This is a genomic window from Luteipulveratus mongoliensis (assembly GCF_001190945.1).
Classification (GTDB): domain Bacteria; phylum Actinomycetota; class Actinomycetes; order Actinomycetales; family Dermatophilaceae; genus Luteipulveratus; species Luteipulveratus mongoliensis.
In genome coordinates this window covers 3,468,710-3,485,545 of record NZ_CP011112.1, presented here as the reverse complement: position 1 = coordinate 3,485,545, position 16,836 = coordinate 3,468,710, and the positions used below count along the sequence as shown (strand labels likewise).

Genomic DNA, 16,836 nt, shown 5'->3' with positions numbered 1-16,836 from the left:
CCACCCTGACCAGGGCCATTACAGAGGAGAAGTCATGACGTACGTAGACCTCAGCAGGCGCACCTTGCTCCAGGCCGGTGGGGCCGTGGGCCTCGCGGCAGTCCTGCAGTCCTTCTCGGGGAGCTCGGCCCACGCCGAGAGCGCGCCGACCACGAAGATCACGGATCTGGGACCTGCCGTCGTGCAGTTCTCCTTGATGAGCTCGGTCCTCGTCGGCGATGTCGTCTACGTCGGCTCGCGCAACATCCTCCCTGCGCGGGTGGTGGCATTCCATGTGCCGACTCGCAAGATCATCGGACGCACCGACCTGACCACCGGTTACGCCATTCAAGCGATGACCGTCGATCCGACCGGTCGCTACCTGTACCTCGGCGTCCTGCAGGATGCCGGCGGCCCACAGGCGAACCTGCACAGGTGGGACCTGTCCACGCCGGACCAGCCGGCCGTACCCATCGGACGGATCGGGGATCGCGACGTCCGCTCCATCACCGCGGCCCCGGACGGTGTCGTCTTCGCTGTCGGCGGCGGCAGTCCGACCGCTCCGGCTCTGTGGCAGTTCGACCCGGCCACCTCCGCGGTCACCAGCCTCGGCGTGCCGGACGCTGCATCGACGTTGGCCCGCGCGGTGGCTGCGACCAACTCCGCCGTGTTCTTCGGCGCCGGAAGCACCCTCGGTGGTGGCGGGAGCGCGAGCCGCGCGTCCTTGTTCTCCTATGACCGAGCCGCTGGCGGGTTCACCAACATCACGCCGAAGGAGATGCTCGTCGACCCGAGCATGCGCCAGCTCAACGTGATCGGCGACCGCCTCGTGGCGGGATCGGCCGGTGGGACTGAGCCCGCGAAGATCGCGATCATCGATCTCGCTGACACCTCGAAGTACGCGCTCACGAAGCTCAGCGGCAAGGTGACGAAGATGTACGCGGCGGACGGCGACGCCGTGTATTACGCCACCGAGTCGTCGCTCGAGCAGATCTCGCTGTCCACCGCCAAGGTCGCTCCCGTGTCCTTCACCGGACCTTCGCTCGGCGAGGTCTGGGGCGTGGACGTCCGGGACGGCAAGGTGCTGGCGACCTCCGGGTACGGCTTCGTGGCCGAGATCGATCCCGCGTCGGGCAGCTGCGCGGTGACCGACCTGGAAGAAGCAGGTGCGCCTGCGGGTCCGCAGGCGGTCATGGGTATCGCAGCGGCCAATGGACTGGTCTACGTCGGTGGCAACGGCACGATCGCCAAGCACCGCGTCTCAGGTGGGAAACCTGAGTATCTCCGGGCGCCTGGAGAGGCGAAGGACGCCGAGATCGTGAACGGCGTGCTCTACACCGGGCAGTACAACTCGCAGGGCATCTGGGGATACGACCCGCGCCGGGGACAGCCCATTCATCAGGTGGCGGCCTTCCCGAGCGATGAGAACCGACCGCTGGACGTGTCCTGGGACCCGTGCCTCAGACGTCTCCTGGTCGCCGTCCAACGTGACACTGAGGGCGGCGGCGCGCTGTGGACGTACGACCCCTCCAGCAAGAAGTCGGCGCACTTCCTCAACCCGATCGACGACGTACAGATGGTCCGTGCGGTCGCCACCCGCGACGGAGTGGCCTACCTCGGAGGGGACAACGCGCAGAAGACCGGACCCCGCGGGACCATCGTCGCCTTCGACCCTGTCAAGGGACGTGAGCTCTGGCGGATCGAGACGGGCGCGCCGTACGGCATCGGCTCGCTGGCCATCCACGGCAGCTATCTCTACGCGATGGCTCTCAAGGGCAGCTTCTTCGTCATCGACCTGCGCCGGCGCAAGATCGTTCACACGGCAGATCTGAAGGCCGTGTGCCCGCAGTGGTCGTCGATGGTCTTCAACCGCGGACGCGTCTATGCGGCGTCCGACACCACGCTGATGCGCTTCGACCCCAAGACCTTCGCCATGTCCGTCGTCGTGCCGCAGCTCAACGGCGGCTGGTACAGCGGCTGTCACGTCAACCGCGACGAGCGAGGGGTGCTCTACACGATGAAGGGCACCAACCTCGTCGCGATCGACGACCACTGAATGACCAAGATTTCCAAGGCGATTCGGTTGGGAGAACCATGACTGCGACAGCGAGCACGACCACGACGGGCGGTGCGCTCATGCGTGCCGAGATCGACCAGCAGCCGGCGGTGCTGCAGTCGCTGCTCCACCGCCGCACGATCATCGACGGGATCAGCCGCGAGATCCAGCGCCGGGACGTGCGGTTTGTCCTCCTCGCCGCGCGGGGCAGCAGCGACCACGCGGCGCTCTACGCCAAGTACCTGGTCGAGACCGTCCTCGGCCTGCCCTGCGGCTTGGCCTCCATGTCGAGTCTGACTGGCTACCAGGCCAGCTCGTCGATGACCGGGGTCCTCTGGATCGCGATCAGCCAGTCCGGTGGTTCGCCCGACCTGATCGAAGCGACGTCTGCGGCACAGGCGGCCGGAGCGGTGACGCTTGCAGTCACCAACGCCCCGACCTCCGACCTGGCTCGCTCGGCTGAGCTCCACCTCGACCTCGGGGCGGGCGAGGAGCAATCGGTCGCCGCGACCAAGACGTACACCGCGGAGATCTTGGCACTGTGGCTCCTGGTCAACTCGTGGGCCGGACGCCAAAACCCTGTCGCTGCAGGCATACCCGACGTGGTGGCGCGTGCTGGCGACGTCGACATCAGCGAGGTCGCCGATCGCTACCGCTACGCGGGGCGCATCCTCACGGTCGGCCGGGGCTACTCGTACCCGACGGCGTGCGAAGCGGCCTTGAAGCTCATGGAGACCTGCCACGTCGCCGCGTCGGCATTCTCTGGCGCCGACCTCCTGCACGGACCGGTGGCACACGTCGATCCCACCGTGTCCGTGGTCGTGATCTCTCCTGGGGGTGTCGGCGGCCGGCTGCTCCGCCCGGTGCTCGAGGTGGTCGCTGACCGCGGCGCCGAGGTCTGTGTCGTGGGTGATCCGGACCTGGGTGCCGGTATCGCGACGCCGTGCATCGCCGAGGAGCTGACACCTCTGGTGCAGATCGTGCCGCTGCAACGACTCGCACTGGAGCTCGCGCTCGCGCGGGGGTTGGATCCGGACCGCCCTCGGGGACTGACCAAGGTCACTCGAACTCACTGAATCTCTCGAGCCGGTCTCACCAGATGTTCCGGGGCCACTGCGGAGTCAGATCCGCCAGATCCTGAGGAGAACGATGGAGAACCACCCAGCACCGAGTCGGCGTACCGTCCTGCAGCTCGGAGGCGCGGCCGGCTTGGCAGCCGCTGTCGCCTCGATCCCCAGACCTGCATCGGCTGCACCGCCCGACCACGGTCATGGGCCTGGTGTCACGATCACCGACCTGGGTCCGGGAGTCGAGCAGTTCGCGTTGTTCAGTGGGCTGCTGGTGGGCGACATCGTCTACATCGGCTCTCGCAACCTCGATCCGACCAGAGTCATCGGCTTCGACCTGCGTACCAAGAAGGTCGTGTCTCGCGTGGACCTGCCCGGCGGCTACGCCATCCAGGCGATGGCCAGCAACGCGCCCGGTGACAGGCTCACGGTAGGCGTCCTGCAGGACGCAGCCGGCCCTGCCAACCTCTACCAGATCGACCTGACGTCGACGTCGCCGAAGGCGGTGGCCATCGGGACGACCGGCGAGCGCGACGTGCGTGATGTCGCGGTGGCACCGGACGGGATGGTCTACGCGGTCGGCGGCAGCGGCGGGAATCAGGCACCCGCCCTGTGGGAGTGCGATCCCTCAACCGGCACAGTGCGCAGCCTCGGCGTCCCTGACCCGACTGTCACGCTCGCCCAGGCGGTGGCCGCGACGGACTCGACGGTCTACTTCGGAGCTGGCAGCGTCCTGTCCGGCGGGGGAGCGGGCAAGGCCGTCCTGTACGCCTTCGATCGCGCCACGGGCGCGTCCCGCTCGATCCTTCCCGCGGAAGTGGCAGGCGCGATCTCGGTCACCGACCTCCAGATCCTCGGGTCCGAGCTGGCCGTCGGGCTGAAGGGGCCGGGCAAGTCGCTGCTGATCGACCTTGCTGACCCCACGAAGTACGAGGTCATCCCGCGCACCGGGATCCTGTTCTGCGAGTCCGGGGACAACGTCTACTTCGCGAGCAACGGCAACGTGTACGCCTACTCGCTACTGACCAAGAAGGTTCAGACCGCGCAGGACGGCACGGCCCTCGGGGGGACCTGGGGACTCGCTGTCTACGGAGGGTCGGTCGTGAGCGTGTCCGACGCGGTGTTCGTCGCCGTGATCGACATCGCCTCGCGCACCGTGACGAAGACGAACCTTGAGGCAGCCGGCGCCGAGCCCGGCCCGCAGCTCGCCATGGGCGTGGTCGCCGGTGCCGGCTACGCCTACGTCGGTGGCAACGGTGTGATGTCGCGTCGATCCTGGGAGACCGGAGCCGTCGTCAACCTCGGGATGCCGGGTGAGGCGAAGGACGCCGTCGTGGTCGACGGCGTGCTCTACACCGGGCAGTACAACAACCAAGGCGTGTGGTCGTACGACCCGGCCGGCGCCGGCCCGCACCAGGTGGCGACGTTCCCCTCAGGACAGAACCGCCCCCTCGATGTCTGCTGGGATGCGGTCAACCGGCTTGTCCTCGTCGGAGCGCAGTCCGACACCAACGGTGGTGGCTGCTTCGCGGCCTACGACATCACGGCCGGCGCCGTCCGGACGTGGGTCAACCCGATCGACGACCGTCAGATGGTCAGGGCGGTCGCGACGCGCGAGGGCGTGGCCTTCCTCGGCGGGGACAACATCTACGCCAATGGCCCGAGGAGCACGGTGGTCGCCTTCGACCCGGTCGCCGGGAAGGAGCTGTGGCGGGTTGATCCGCAGCAGCCCTCGGGCATCGCGGCGCTCGCTGTCCAGGGGCGATACCTCTATGGCATGTCACGGGGCGCCGCCGGCGTCTTCGTCCTCGACGTCACGACGCGCAGGATCGTCAAGGTGGTGGACGTCCGCGGCATCTGCACTGACTTCGGGGCGCTGGTCACCAATCGGGGTGTGGTCTATGGCGTTTCGGACACAACCGTGTTCCGGTTCGACCCGAAGACATTCGCGGTGTCGGTCGTGGTGCCCGAGATCAACGGCGGCTGGTACAGCGGATCGCACATCGCCGCCGATGACCTCGGACGGCTCTACACGATGCGCGGCCGCAACCTGGTGCGCATCGAAGACCCGACCTGCAGAGGCGGTTACCGGGGCCGGACCGTCACCGTGAAGGGCACCTGACGACCGTCCGATCCACTGATCGTTCCGGTGTACCGGCCAGGCTTCTGATAAGTGTGCTGGCCGGTCACCGAGATCGTCCCGGTCGAGTGCAGCGCGTCTCGAGCCTGAGCGGCCGTGAACGTGCCTGCGGTTGAAGGTGTTCCGTCACCCCAGCTGATCGTCGTGCGTAGCGAGGTCAGGACGCTGGCGCTGGCGCCGTCGGCATCGCCCGCGTTGGTGTCCGGGCCAACCTGCTGACCGTTGTCGGCGATGACGGTCCCGGGCGCGAAGAGCCGACCCAGGTCGTACGTCGTCTGTCGCCGTGCGACGCCGCTCGCGTCGGTGGACGCGATGGGAGCCTGCCAGGTGGCGTACGGGCTGTCGTAGAAGTTGGCTCCCGCGGCAGTCAGCCGTGGGCCGACAGCGCTCAGCCGCGACGTGAAGTCGCCGACGTCACGCTGACTTTGGGCCGTCCATCCCATCTCGGCGAAGGCGATGGCTCGCGGGAAGATCATGAACTGTGCCTGGCTCTGTCCGCGCACCGTCTCGCTCCACATCGGCGCTTCCACGCCGCTGATCTCAGCGTCGCCGATGCCGTTGACGACCTTGGCCGGGTCCCAGTTGTAGTACTGGGGGAAGTCGCAGATGCCACTGCAGGCCCACGTCAGGCCGATCGGCGTCTTGGAGTTGTACTTCATGTCCAGGTAGGAGCTGGAACCGCGCGACATGATGACCTTGGCTCCGGCGGCGGTGGCGTCGGGCAGCGTGCTGGTGTCGCCGGCCCAGTACTGCACCTGGTCTCCGGACGTGATCTCAGGCGTACGGGAGATCTCATTCCAGCCGTCGGCCGACTTGCCGAGGCTGTGCACGACGCCGAGGACGCTCCCGACGAACGTGTTGAACCGGTCCTTGCCATAGCGGGCGACGAAGTCGTGGGACTCATCGCCGCCCACGTGCAGCAGGTTGCCCGGCGTGATGGCCGCCAGCTGCGTCAGCACGTGGCGGATGAACGTCATCGACGCCGCGCTGTCTGGGTCGAGGTATGAATAGCCCACGTTGCCAGTGCCATTCGCCGGTGCGGTCGGCTCCTGCGCAGTGCTGGTGTGCGACGAACCAGCCGTGTTGAGCTCCGGGATGGCGTGCAGCGCGGCGTTGGTGTGACCGGGCAGGTCGATCTCCGGGATGATCTGGATGAACCGCGACTGGGCGTAGCGGACGATCGAGCGGTAGTCGTCCTGGGTGTAGAAGCCGGTGTGGCCGGCCTCGTTCTGGTAGCCGCCCTCGGTCATGGCCGTCTTGCCCGAGACCGAGGTCAGTCGCGAGTAGTCGATGGTGTCGCCGGCGGCCTTGCCGGAGTTGGTGATCTGGATCCGCCACCCCTGGTCGTCGGCCACGTGCAGGTGGACCCGATTGATCTTGTACGCCGCCAGCGTGTTGATCGTGTTCTTCAGCTCGGCCGGTGTCTGGAACGAGCGGGCCACGTCGATCATGACTCCGCGGTAGGCGAACCGGGGTGCATCGGAGATGGTGACGGCAGGCGTACTCCACTGCGTGCGCACGGAGGTGGGTGACTCGACCGCCGCCGGCAAGAGCTGGCGCAGGGTCTGAGTCGCATTGAACGCGCCCTCGGGCGTGGCTGCCGTGATCTTCGCCCCGGAGGACGACGCGGTCAGGCTGTAGCCCTCCGACGGGGCGTCGCCCCGAGAGATCGCGATGTCGGAGGCCCGGGCGCGGCCCGACGTCACGACGGGAACGCGGTAGCCGGTGGACCGGCGCAGGGTCTGCGCGAGCAGTTCGGCGACCGGCCGGTAGGCGTTCGACGTGACGATGCGGCTGCCGGGGGAGAGGGTGTAGCCGCGCGAATTCTGTTTGACCTCAACGCTGGACGGCTTGGGGACCAGCGCAAGGGGCGAGTCAGCGGTCTGCGCCTCGGCGCCCGGGTCGTCAGCGATCGCGGCCGACGCGACCGGAGTGCCGAGGCCGAGGACCAGGCCGAACGTGAGTGCGTAGGAAGACCATCTACAGGTGCTCATGGGCGACTCCGTCTGTCGAGGCTGTGCCGACTAACTGATCATTTGTGATCAGTTTTGGGGCATAGCGCGCAGTCTAGAGCGCGAAGGTCGTCCACGGGGCCTTTCCGGATGCGTCCCCTTCGGCGGGACTTTCGCGTGCGCTCCCTTCGGTGGGGCTATCGCCGCCATAGGCGGCCGCTGGGTTCCTGGTGAGGCGGCCGGCCGAGATGGTTGCGACATCAGGTCGTTACCAGGATGTACAGGAGTCGCACGTGGAGCGTACGAAGTTCACCGTCAATGGCCGGGACTACACCACCCCTGGGGTTCCGGTGGTGGTGATCTGTATCGATGGCAGTGAGCCGGACTACCACCTCGAGGCGATCAAGGCCGGAAGCATGCCGTGGCTGGCGAATGTCCTTGCCGGTCAGGGCAGCTCGTGGGAGGCGCACTGCGCGATGCCCGCGCTGACCAACCCGAACAACGTGTCCATCGCCACCGGTCACCCGCCGGCACTGCACGGCATCAGCGGCAACTACATCTTCGACTCGACCACGGGCGAGGAGGTGCTGATGAACGACAAGAAGTTCCTGCGCGCACCGACGGTGTTCGCGGCCGCGAACGAGGCGGGTCTGGATGTCGTGGTCGTGACCGCGAAGGACAAGCTGCGCCGGTTGCTGGGTGCGGGTCTGGTCGAGGACGGACCCAGCCTGGCCGGCACCGGTGAGTTCGTCGCGCCGACCCGGCACGGGATCTGCTTCTCGGCCGAGAAGGCCGACCAGGCCACCGTCGCCGACAACGGCATCGAGGGTGTCCTGGAGCTGGTGGGCAAACCTTTGCCGCAGGTCTACTCCGCCGACCTGTCGGAGTTCGCTCTGGCCGCCGGGGTGCAGATCCTGAAGGATCGTGGCGCGGACCTGATGTACCTGTCGCTGACCGACTACATCCAGCACAAGAACGCCCCCGGCACCCCGGTCGCGAACGCGTTCTACGCAATGATCGACCACTACGCCGCCGCGCTCGAAGCACTGGGCGCGATCGTGATCCTGACCGCTGATCACGGCATGAGTGCCAAGTCCGACGCGTCGGGCAAGGCGAACGTGCTGTTCGTGGAGGATGAGGTCCGCACCATCCTGGGCACCAGCGATGTGCAGCCGGGCACCGACGGGCTGCGCGTCATCCTCCCGATCACCGACCCCTACACCGTGCACCACGGGGCACTGGGCTCCTTCGCCAGCGTGTACCTGCCCGACGGGGTCGACCGGGACGCCACGATCGAGGCCTTGCGCGCCCTAGAGGGCGTACAAGAAGCCTACGGACGCGAAGAAGCAGCCAAGCGTTTCTGTCTCCCGCCCGACCGGATCGGCGACATCGTCGTCCTCGGCGAGGCCGGGACGGCGGTCGGACGGTACGCCGCCTGGCACGACCTCAGCGGACTGGACGCCCCGCTGCGCTCCCACGGCGCACTCGGCGAGCTGCAGATCCCCTTCATCATCAACCGCGTCCTGCCCAGGCCGGACCAGCTGGACGAGCCGTACGGCGAGCCCGCACATGTGCACAACTACGACGCGTTCTGGGTGGGCACCACCCTCGTCAGCGAGCACGAGCTCAGCTCGGCCGCGACCGCATAACCCTCCCTGCCCACCCCACGATTGGTTGTGACAACGATGTCCAGCACTGTCGAAAGAACTGCCACCGAGCCCCACGGTCAGCCGGTGTCCGAGAAGACCTTCCGCACGTTGGCCTGGCGCATGCTGCTCGGCGCGATGTTCTGCTACCTCTTCTTCTACACCGGCAGGCAGGCGTACGGCTTCGCCATCACCGGTCTCCAGGACGAGTTCGGCTGGACCAAGACGACGACGGGCGCGCTGAGCGCGATCGCCCTGTGGTCGTACGCCTTCGGACAGATGGTCAACGGCAACCTGGCCGACAAGTTCGGCGGCCGTCGCATGATGTCGCTCGGCGCGATCTTGTCGACGACCTTCTGCATCGCCGCCAGCTTCATGCACAACTTCCTCGGCATGGCACTGGCGCTCGGAGCCAACGGTTTCGTCCAGGCCATGGGCTGGTCGGCGGGTGGCCGCGTCATCTCCAACTGGTGGAGCCACCAGGAGCGGGGCAAGAGCTTCGGCTTCTACACCCTGGCGGCGGGCTCCTCATCAGTGCTGGTCTACGTCACCTCGACGTTGACCATCAACACCTTCGGCAAGGAGCACTGGCAGTGGCTGTTCCGGCTGCCGGTGCTGCTCATGCTCCTCGGCGGGATCGTGTTCTACCTCGTGGCCCGAGACACTCCTCGGGACGCCGGCATCATTGCGCCGCGGTCGTTCACCCACGATGCCGATGACGTCGAGCACGACACGACGCAGTCGACCGACCTGAGCTCGGCGGAGCGGTACAAGACCGTCCTCGGGATCCCGAAGATCTGGGTTGCCGGCATCGCGATCGGCTTCCAGAACGCCGCGCGCTACGGCCTCCTCATCTGGGTGCCGGTCTACTTCCTCGGCGACGACTGGAAGGACACCGACAACGCCCTGTGGATCAGCGTCGCCCTGCCCGTCGGCATGGCGGTGGGCGCTCTGGTCAACGGTCAGCTGTCAGACCGGATCTTCGGCTCGCGCCGTGACCGCCCGATCATGCTCTTCATGCTGCTGGGTGCGGTGAGCTCGCTGCTCATGTGGGTCCTGCAGCCCGGCGTGGGTCTCGGCATCGTCCTGCTGTTCCTGTGCGGCTTCTTCGTCTACGGACCCCAGTCGTCCTTCTGGGCGCTGTGCCCTGACCTCGCAGGCAAGGTGATGGCGGGCACCGCGACGGGTGTCGTGAACTTCTTCGCCTACCTGTTCGCCGGCGCCGCCGAGCCGATCATCGGTCACGTCATGCAGAGCCACGACGGCAACGCCGGCCTCATCTTCCCGATCGTCGCCTGCTCCTGTGCCGCCAGCGCAGTGGTGGCCTCGACCATCCGCCGCTGAACCGACAGTCGACAGGAACCTGACATGACGAGCACAGTGAGCGACGTGACCTCAACGCCGACAGCAGGGGCGATCGCGACGGCAGCCGTGTGGTCCGGTGTGACGGAGGGCTTCTCCGTCGACCAGGTCGCCCTGCCCGACCTCTCCGCGGGCGAGGTCCTCGTACGCACCGAGCTCGCCACGATCTGTGGCAGCGACCTGCACACCATCAACGGCGACCGATCTACGCCCCTGCCAACCGTTCTCGGCCATGAGGCCGTGGGCCACATCGTCGCTACCGGTGGCGCGGTCCAGGACGCGGACGGCGACTCGCTCGCCGTCGGTGACCGGATCACCTGGACCATCGGTACGGCGTGTGGCAGCTGCCGCAGGTGCCTGCGCGGCGTACCGCAGAAGTGCCTGACCGTCCGCAAGTACGGCCACGAGGCGATGGATGACCACTGGCAGCTCAACGGCGGCTTCGGAAGCCACGTGCACCTGATCGCGGGGACCGGACTCGTCCGGGTGCCCGAGGTCGTGACGGCCCCGGCCGCCGCCCCGGCGAACTGCGCGACCGCGACCGTCACGTGCGCTGCTCGCCGGGTCGAGCTCACCGCCGACGACGTGGTCGTCGTACTCGGCTGCGGGATGCTCGGCCTCACCGCCGTCGCGTACGCCCGTGACCGGGGTGTCGAGCAGGTCATCGCCTCTGACGTCGATCCGGCTCGTCGTGCACTGGCCCTCGAGTTCGGCGCGACCGTTGCCTGCGCACCGGAGGACCTGGCCAAGACGACGGCGGAGCATGGCGCGGACGTGATCTTCGAGCTGTCCGGCAGCTCCCGTGCGGTGCAGTCCGCTCTCGAGGTCGTTGACCTGGGTGGACGGGTTGCTCTCGTCGGGTCGGTCTCGCCGGCCCCCGAGGTGGGCTTCGAGCCCAGTGGCTTCGTCAAGAACCTCACCACCGTCGTCGGCTCCCACAACTACCGCGTCGACGACCTGGCGGAGGCCATCGACTTCCTGGGTCGTACGTCCTACCAGGGCCAGCTCGCCGGCCTCGTGTCCGAGCCGCAGCCGCTGGCCGACATCGTCGAGGCCGTCGCGCTTGCCAACACCGGCGCGACACCCCGCGTCGCCATCCACACACACTGAACACGTCCGAACACATCGCTCGAGGAGCACCCACGTGACCCAGCTGGACGCCAAACCCGATGCCACGGCGACCTTCGCCGTCGACCCCGACCACGTCCTGAACTTCGTTGGCGGAGCGTGGATCCCGAGCAGCAGCGGGCAGACTCGGCGCAACGTCAATCCTGCTGACACCGACGATCTGATCGGTGATTTCGCCGAGTCCAACACGTCGGACACGGTGGCGGCGGTGGACGCGGCGCATGCAGCTCAGCAGGCGTGGGATGCCATCGGTCCGATCGAGCGGGCCAGCGTGCTGACCCGGGCGGGCCGGATCATCGAAGATCGCCTCGATGAGATCGCCGCCGCGATCACCCGGGAGCAGGGCAAGCGGCTGTCGGAAGCGGCCGGCGAGGTGAAGCGCGCCCTCGCGATCCTGGAGTTCACGATCGGTGAGGCACGCCGCATCAACGGCGAGACGACCCCGGCAGAAGAGCCGCGCACCGTCGTCATGACCTTCCGTCGACCCATCGGTGTGGTCGGCCTGATCACGCCGTGGAACTTCCCGGTGGCGATCCCGATGTGGAAGGTCGCGCCGGCTCTCATCGCGGGATGCACGGCCGTCCTCAAGCCGTCACCGCTCACGCCGCTCAGCTCGGCGCTGATCGTGCAGGCGTTCCACGACGCCGGCGTCCCGTCCGGAGTTCTGAACCTCATCCAGGGCGACCGCGAGGCGGGCGAGGCGCTGGTGGACGACCCCCGCGTGGCCGGTATCTCCTTCACCGGCTCGCTGCCCGTGGGCCAGGCGATCAACCGAGCCGGCGCCGGACGGTTGATGCGCACGCAGCTGGAGCTGGGCGGCAAGAACGCGCTCATCGTGCTGGCCGACGCCGACCTCGATGAGGCGGTCAAGGCGATCGTCCACGGTGCCTTCGGGCAGAGCGGTCAGCGTTGTAGCGCCACGAGCCGGGTCATCGTCGACCGCTCGGTCCACGACGAGCTGCTCGCGCGACTCGTGCCGAAGGTGCAGGCGATGAAGGTCGGGCGCGGTGACCAGAGCTGGGCCGACATCGGTCCGGTGGTCAACGACGAGCGCCAACGGGCGTGCGTCGATGCGATCGAGAACGCGGTGGCCGAAGGCGCGACCGTCGTCGTTGGTGGCCACGCGGCCGAGCTCGACACTCCGGGCTATTTCGTGGAGCCGACCGTGCTGGACGACGTGGCATGGGACAGCACGCTGGCGCAGGAGGAGGTCTTCGGACCGGTCCTGTCCGTCATCACGTGTGATGGCTACGACGACGCGATGCGCATCTCGAACTCCGTGAAGTACGGCATGTCCGGCACGATCTTCACCCAGAGCCCAGCGCTGATGTTCCAGGCGTTGCAGGACTTCCAGGCGGGCATGCTGCACGTGAATCGCCCTGGTGTCGGTGCGTATTCGCATCTGCCGCACATGGGTGCGAAGGCATCCCAGCTCGGTGCGCCGGAGTGCTCGCACGATGTGTGGCAGTTCTACACCGACCTTCGGTCGGCCTGCATCAAGTACTGAGGGCCCGCACGACTGCGGCCTGGTCGACCTGAGGCGCGGCGTCTCAGGTAGGCCAGGCCGCGACTGCGCGCAGCTGCGCGACGAACGCTTCTTCCGGGGGCGTGAGGATACGATCCGCCCGCTGCACCAAGGACACGGTCCTGGTGGGTGTGGAGGGCTCGACGACCAGCTCACCCAGCACACCCGACTCGCGTTCGCGAGCGGTCGCATGCTCGGACAGCAGTGCCAGGCCGAGTCCGGCGTACACCGCCTCCTTGAGGATGTCCGGCCCCCACAGGTCCCACTTGTCGACCGCGTCGAGACCCCAGAGATGCAGTGCAGCCTCTTGCTGCCGCCTCGTGGCAGATCCCATCTCGCGCATGAGGAACCGTTGATCGGCAAGATCCGCGGGGGAGAGCTCGCGACCGAGCAAGGGGGACTCGGCTGGCGCGACCAGCACCATCCGCTCGACGAAGAGTGGCTCGGCCACGAGCTGCTCGGCACTGGGTGTGTCGATGCACAGTCCGAGGGCGACCTCGCCGCGGATCAGCCAGCTCTCGACGGTGTCCTCGTTGCCCACCCGGATCTGGCACTCCACCCGTGGCGCGCGGCGTGAGAAGTCGGCCACCAGACGCGGCATCAGGTAGGTGCCCAGAGTGGTGGTGCCCGCTACCAGCAGTCGACCCGCCTTCAGCCCCTGGTGCTCGGCGACCGAGGTCTCGAGCTCGGCGAGCTGCGCGAAGATGCGGCGGGCATGGGCGACCACGACCTCACCGACCGGGGTGGCTCGAGCGCCCTGAGTGGTGCGCTGGACAAGTTGCACGCCGAGCGAGTTCTCAAGGTTACGAATGTGATTCGAGACCGACGGCTGACTCATGTAGAGCTTCTTGGCAGCGCCTGAGAACCCGCCGGACTCGACCACGGCGACCAGGACCTCGAGCTGGTTCAGGTTGAGCATGTCGACGCCTCTCGCCGCGGGCCGGAGGGAGTCTCCTGCCCGCGGTGAGAGCCTACGGTCTTGTCACCCCTTGGTGATGCGAGGTGCATCGATCGCCCAGTAACCGTTGTCGCCGGCGTCGAAGAGCCGCCATCCGACTCGGACCTGCGTCGCGCCGGCCGGTACCGAGATCGGCAACGAGCTGTGCGCACTGATGTCGAACCGGTCTCCGTCGGCTGCGTCCGCTGACCAGAGGATCTGGCTGGTGCCGTTGTCGAACTGCGCGACCACCTGAGCCTTCTGGCGACCACTGGCCAGCTGTCGGTAGTGGCTCTCGTAGCTCAACGTGAGTGAGCGGTCGTGGCCGACGGCCTTCCAGGGAGACCAGAGCGTGGAGTCGTACGTCTGGCCCGCCCTGGCCGGGCTGCCGGTGCGATTCCACTCGTGCGTGTCGGCGACGGCAATCGTGTCGCGACCGCGGACGAAGGAGCCGCGCCCCTGACCCTCCTGGCTGGTGGCCCAGAACTCGCCGGTCATGAGGTTCCAGCCGCAGAACTCGGTGGTACCTCCCGTGACCTTGTTGGTCCGTGCCCAGCCGCTCGGAAGAGTGTGCGACCAGCCGCCTGAGCCCGCCGGCTTGGCGGGCTCGTCGACGACGCCACGAGTGGTCCGGACGGTGTCGAACGACTCCGTGCTGGGCGTACCGATCGGGATGCCGTCCAGGCCCCAGGCCAGATCGATCTCGATGCTGAGCTGACGCAAGATCGTCGGCGCGATGTCCACCTGGCGCCACTCGCGAGCCGTGCCGTTGCAGTGGTCGATACCGCCGCCGGTCGCCAGCACCCAGCCGGTCCGGGTGGAGTGCTGGTCGCCGCCGTGGCTCGTGCCGGCGAATCCGTGGTCCGTCGCCACGAGGACCAGCCAGTCCTCGCTCCGGTACGTCGTGCGCGACGTCATCGCCGAGATGATCTGGCCGATCATGCCGTCTATGTTCTCGATGGCGGTCGTGTACTGCGGAGTCTCGTCGCCGTACGTATGGCCGGCGTCATCGCCGGAGTGCAGGTAGACGTACATCGCGTCGGGGTTGTGCTCCGACAGCGCCTCGACCGCCGCGTTGGTGCTCGCGCGGTCGGTCTCCGACGTCGACTCACCGTTCTGCTGCATCTTGACGTCGGGGTTGCCGATCAAGAACTGGTTCAGGGGCGTCCAGTCGAGGGTGCTGAACGTCGACAGTTCCGGGCGAGCCTTCTCCATCCGGGTGAACACGTCCGGATAGGCGGCCAGGTTGTTGTCGTCGAACGAGTTGTCCATGACCTTGTGCTTGTCGGGCCAGACGCCGGTCAGCATGTTGGAGTGGCCCGGCCCGGAGTTGGTGCCGGTGATGGCGTTGTCGTGCAGGTACGACGGACCGAACTGGCCGGTCTTTGCAAGGGCGTCGATGTTCGGCGTACGCGCGGCGAGCAGCGTGTCGTACCGGACACCGTCGAGGTCGAGGAACAGGACCTTCTTCGTGCTCACGCCGTTGCGAAGATCCTCCGGCCCCGGGCTGTGGGGGAGGGGCGGCTCGGAGCCGGGCGGCGGTTTGTCGGTGATGCTCATGTTGTCCACTGCCATCCTTCTTGGGGTCGGCCGCCCCTCATCGTGCTGGCGCGGTGCGGGCAGGTGGAACCGCGATGTTGGCTATCCGGCCCATAGCCGCGGCCGGTGCACGGGTACCGATACGGCCCACGTGCGCGATCGGTGGTTGCTAGCCTGCGAGGACGACTGGACGTGGCTAGGGTTCCGCTCCGCCTTTGGCGGGGGCTGGTCCGAGCGCCACGACCCACCAAGCGTGGTGGGCATCTGACGGGACAAAAGCCCGGTCGAGTGATGTCGGGATTCATTCCTGCCATCGACCGGAGGTCCCACTCATGAAACCTGTTGACTACGACGTACGCATGCACGACACCTATGTGCGCGCCCGCGCCATGGACGCCGCGCAGCTCGCGCAATGGATCGAGGTCTTCGGCACTCGGCTGCCGAGCCGGCGCCCCTTGAGCGGGCTTGACCTGGGTTCCGGAACGGGACGACTGACACCTGCGCTGGCTCAGACCTTCGGACCGATGGTCGGCGTCGAGCCGTCGGACCGCATGCGCGAGATTGCCCAGCGGGAGTCGGCGGATCCCGCCGTGCGATATGTCCCGGGCTCGGCCGAGGACATCCCGTTGGAGTCCGACTCCGTCGACTTCACTGTCATGTTCCTGGCTTGGCACCACGTCGGCGACAAGGACCGGGCCGCCGCGGAGCTCGCGCGGGTCACCCGCCCCGGCGGGACGTTGCTGCTCCGCACCCAGTTCAGCGACCGGATGCCGCACCTCTGGTGGCTCGAGCACTTCCCGCGTGGCCGCGAGGCGGATGCGTCGATGTACGACTCCACCGAGGAGATGACGACGGTTCTCGAGGGGGCCGGCTGGCGTACGACCGAGATCGCGGAAGTCACCGTCCAGCAGCAGGTCACGATGCAGGAGAGCCTCGACCGTCTCCGACTGCGTACCTTCTCCACGTTCGAGCAGCTGACCGAGCAGGAGATCGCCGAGGGGTTCGCCCGTCTTGAGCGGACCGTGGCGGCCACGCCCGACGCACCGGCGCCGGCCGGTCCTGCGACGTTCCTCGTGGCCCAGCTGCCCTGAGCAGATTGATCGGCTCGAACTGCGACACGTCTGGCCTGCTGCGCCGTCCTCTTAAGTAGACGCACGTTTGCCTACCGGCTGAGGTGAGTGGCGATGGAACGAGTACACCGACTCGAAGTCAGATGGCACGTGATCCCGACGGCGCGCAAAGTCGTGGACGATGTCTGGATCGACTACCCGTCCAGCGGATCGGGCGTGGAGGAGTTCCACGGCGTGGCCTGTCGGCGGTGCAGCTCCTTGTTCGTGCCGTACGCCTCGCTCGCCGATGCGGAGCGGGCACGGGCGGAGCATGCAGTGAGCTGCTCGATCGCGGCCGAGTCTGCGAAGACGAAGCCGGCCCGGCCGTACGTCTATCGCGCGATCGCGTGACAGACGTACGGCCTACGCCCGCAACCTGACGAATTCCGGAGAGAC

General features: G+C 67.5%; 12 protein-coding genes and 1 riboswitch. Of the genes, 9 read left to right on the top strand and 3 right to left on the bottom strand.

Features of this window, described 5'->3' with window-relative positions; genetic code table 11:
- Window positions 1-34: 34 nt before the first annotated feature.
- The 3 genes from VV02_RS16530 (at window position 35) to VV02_RS16520 (ending at window position 5,224) form a co-directional block, all read left to right on the top strand.
- Window positions 35-2,035, top strand: coding sequence for an outer membrane protein assembly factor BamB family protein (locus VV02_RS16530; protein ID WP_052593223.1), 2,001 nt, complete (start codon window positions 35-37; stop codon window positions 2,033-2,035).
- 38 nt (window positions 2,036-2,073) lie between these two features.
- On the top strand, window positions 2,074-3,111 hold the full coding sequence (locus VV02_RS16525) for an SIS domain-containing protein (RefSeq protein WP_218917433.1): 1,038 nt from the start codon (window positions 2,074-2,076) through the stop codon (window positions 3,109-3,111).
- A gap of 73 nt (window positions 3,112-3,184) precedes the next feature.
- Window positions 3,185-5,224, top strand: a complete 2,040-nt coding sequence (locus VV02_RS16520; protein WP_052593221.1) for an NHL repeat-containing protein — start codon at window positions 3,185-3,187, stop codon at window positions 5,222-5,224.
- Here the strand turns inward: VV02_RS16520 and VV02_RS16515 are convergent.
- Window positions 5,188-7,236, bottom strand: coding sequence for a beta-N-acetylhexosaminidase (locus tag VV02_RS16515; RefSeq protein ID WP_052593219.1), 2,049 nt, complete (start codon window positions 7,234-7,236; stop codon window positions 5,188-5,190). The two genes, VV02_RS16520 and VV02_RS16515, sit on opposite strands and share 37 nt — an antisense overlap.
- A gap of 251 nt (window positions 7,237-7,487) precedes the next feature.
- On the opposite strand from VV02_RS16515, the gene phnA reads away from it, so the two are divergent.
- The 4 genes from phnA to VV02_RS16495 all read left to right on the top strand — a co-directional run bounded on the left by phnA (window position 7,488) and on the right by VV02_RS16495 (window position 12,837).
- Complete coding sequence (phnA, locus tag VV02_RS16510; RefSeq protein WP_218917432.1) at window positions 7,488-8,843, top strand: phosphonoacetate hydrolase; 1,356 nt, start codon at window positions 7,488-7,490, stop codon at window positions 8,841-8,843.
- A gap of 84 nt (window positions 8,844-8,927) precedes the next feature.
- A complete protein-coding gene (locus VV02_RS26955) occupies window positions 8,928-10,184 on the top strand; it encodes an MFS transporter (RefSeq protein WP_218917431.1) in 1,257 nt (418 codons plus the stop codon).
- Window positions 10,185-10,208: 24 nt separating this feature from the next.
- A complete protein-coding gene (locus VV02_RS26950; RefSeq protein WP_052593213.1) occupies window positions 10,209-11,312 on the top strand; it encodes a zinc-binding dehydrogenase in 1,104 nt (367 codons plus the stop codon).
- Window positions 11,313-11,346: 34 nt separating this feature from the next.
- On the top strand, window positions 11,347-12,837 hold the full coding sequence (locus VV02_RS16495; RefSeq protein ID WP_218917430.1) for an aldehyde dehydrogenase family protein: 1,491 nt from the start codon (window positions 11,347-11,349) through the stop codon (window positions 12,835-12,837).
- A gap of 43 nt (window positions 12,838-12,880) precedes the next feature.
- Here the strand turns inward: VV02_RS16495 and VV02_RS16490 are convergent, their stop codons facing one another.
- Together VV02_RS16490 and VV02_RS16485 are read right to left on the bottom strand one after the other, a co-directional pair.
- Complete coding sequence (locus tag VV02_RS16490; RefSeq protein ID WP_052593211.1) at window positions 12,881-13,774, bottom strand: LysR family transcriptional regulator; 894 nt, start codon at window positions 13,772-13,774, stop codon at window positions 12,881-12,883.
- A 63-nt stretch (window positions 13,775-13,837) separates the two neighbouring features.
- Window positions 13,838-15,352, bottom strand: coding sequence for an alkaline phosphatase family protein (locus VV02_RS16485; RefSeq protein ID WP_169787706.1), 1,515 nt, complete (start codon window positions 15,350-15,352; stop codon window positions 13,838-13,840).
- A gap of 164 nt (window positions 15,353-15,516) precedes the next feature.
- Window positions 15,517-15,620, top strand: a riboswitch (guanidine-I (ykkC/yxkD leader).
- Between the two features lie 43 nt (window positions 15,621-15,663).
- Between VV02_RS16485 and VV02_RS16480 the strand changes: the two genes are divergently transcribed.
- Together VV02_RS16480 and VV02_RS16475 are read left to right on the top strand one after the other, a co-directional pair.
- On the top strand, window positions 15,664-16,422 hold the full coding sequence (locus VV02_RS16480) for a class I SAM-dependent methyltransferase (RefSeq protein WP_052593208.1): 759 nt from the start codon (window positions 15,664-15,666) through the stop codon (window positions 16,420-16,422).
- A 93-nt stretch (window positions 16,423-16,515) separates the two neighbouring features.
- Window positions 16,516-16,791 (top strand): hypothetical protein, encoded by a 276-nt coding sequence (locus VV02_RS16475; protein WP_157063430.1) that lies wholly within the window; start codon window positions 16,516-16,518, stop codon window positions 16,789-16,791.
- Window positions 16,792-16,836 lie beyond the last annotated feature (45 nt).

Bases quoted from the DNA above. Each gene is read 5' to 3' on its own strand.
- VV02_RS16520 (WP_052593221.1), top strand. From the start codon at position 3,185: ATGGAGAACCACCCAGCACCGAGTCGGCGTACCGTCCTGCAGCTCGGA.
- VV02_RS16525 (WP_218917433.1), top strand. From the start codon at position 2,074: ATGACTGCGACAGCGAGCACGACCACGACGGGCGGTGCGCTCATGCGT.
- VV02_RS16480 (WP_052593208.1), top strand. From the start codon at position 15,664: ATGAAACCTGTTGACTACGACGTACGCATGCACGACACCTATGTGCGC.
- VV02_RS26950 (WP_052593213.1), top strand. From the start codon at position 10,209: ATGACGAGCACAGTGAGCGACGTGACCTCAACGCCGACAGCAGGGGCG.
- VV02_RS16475 (WP_157063430.1), top strand. From the start codon at position 16,516: ATGGAACGAGTACACCGACTCGAAGTCAGATGGCACGTGATCCCGACG.
- VV02_RS16515 (WP_052593219.1), bottom strand. From the start codon at position 7,236: ATGAGCACCTGTAGATGGTCTTCCTACGCACTCACGTTCGGCCTGGTC.
- VV02_RS16490 (WP_052593211.1), bottom strand. From the start codon at position 13,774: ATGCTCAACCTGAACCAGCTCGAGGTCCTGGTCGCCGTGGTCGAGTCC.
- VV02_RS16485 (WP_169787706.1), bottom strand. From the start codon at position 15,352: ATGAGCATCACCGACAAACCGCCGCCCGGCTCCGAGCCGCCCCTCCCC.
- VV02_RS16530 (WP_052593223.1), top strand. From the start codon at position 35: ATGACGTACGTAGACCTCAGCAGGCGCACCTTGCTCCAGGCCGGTGGG.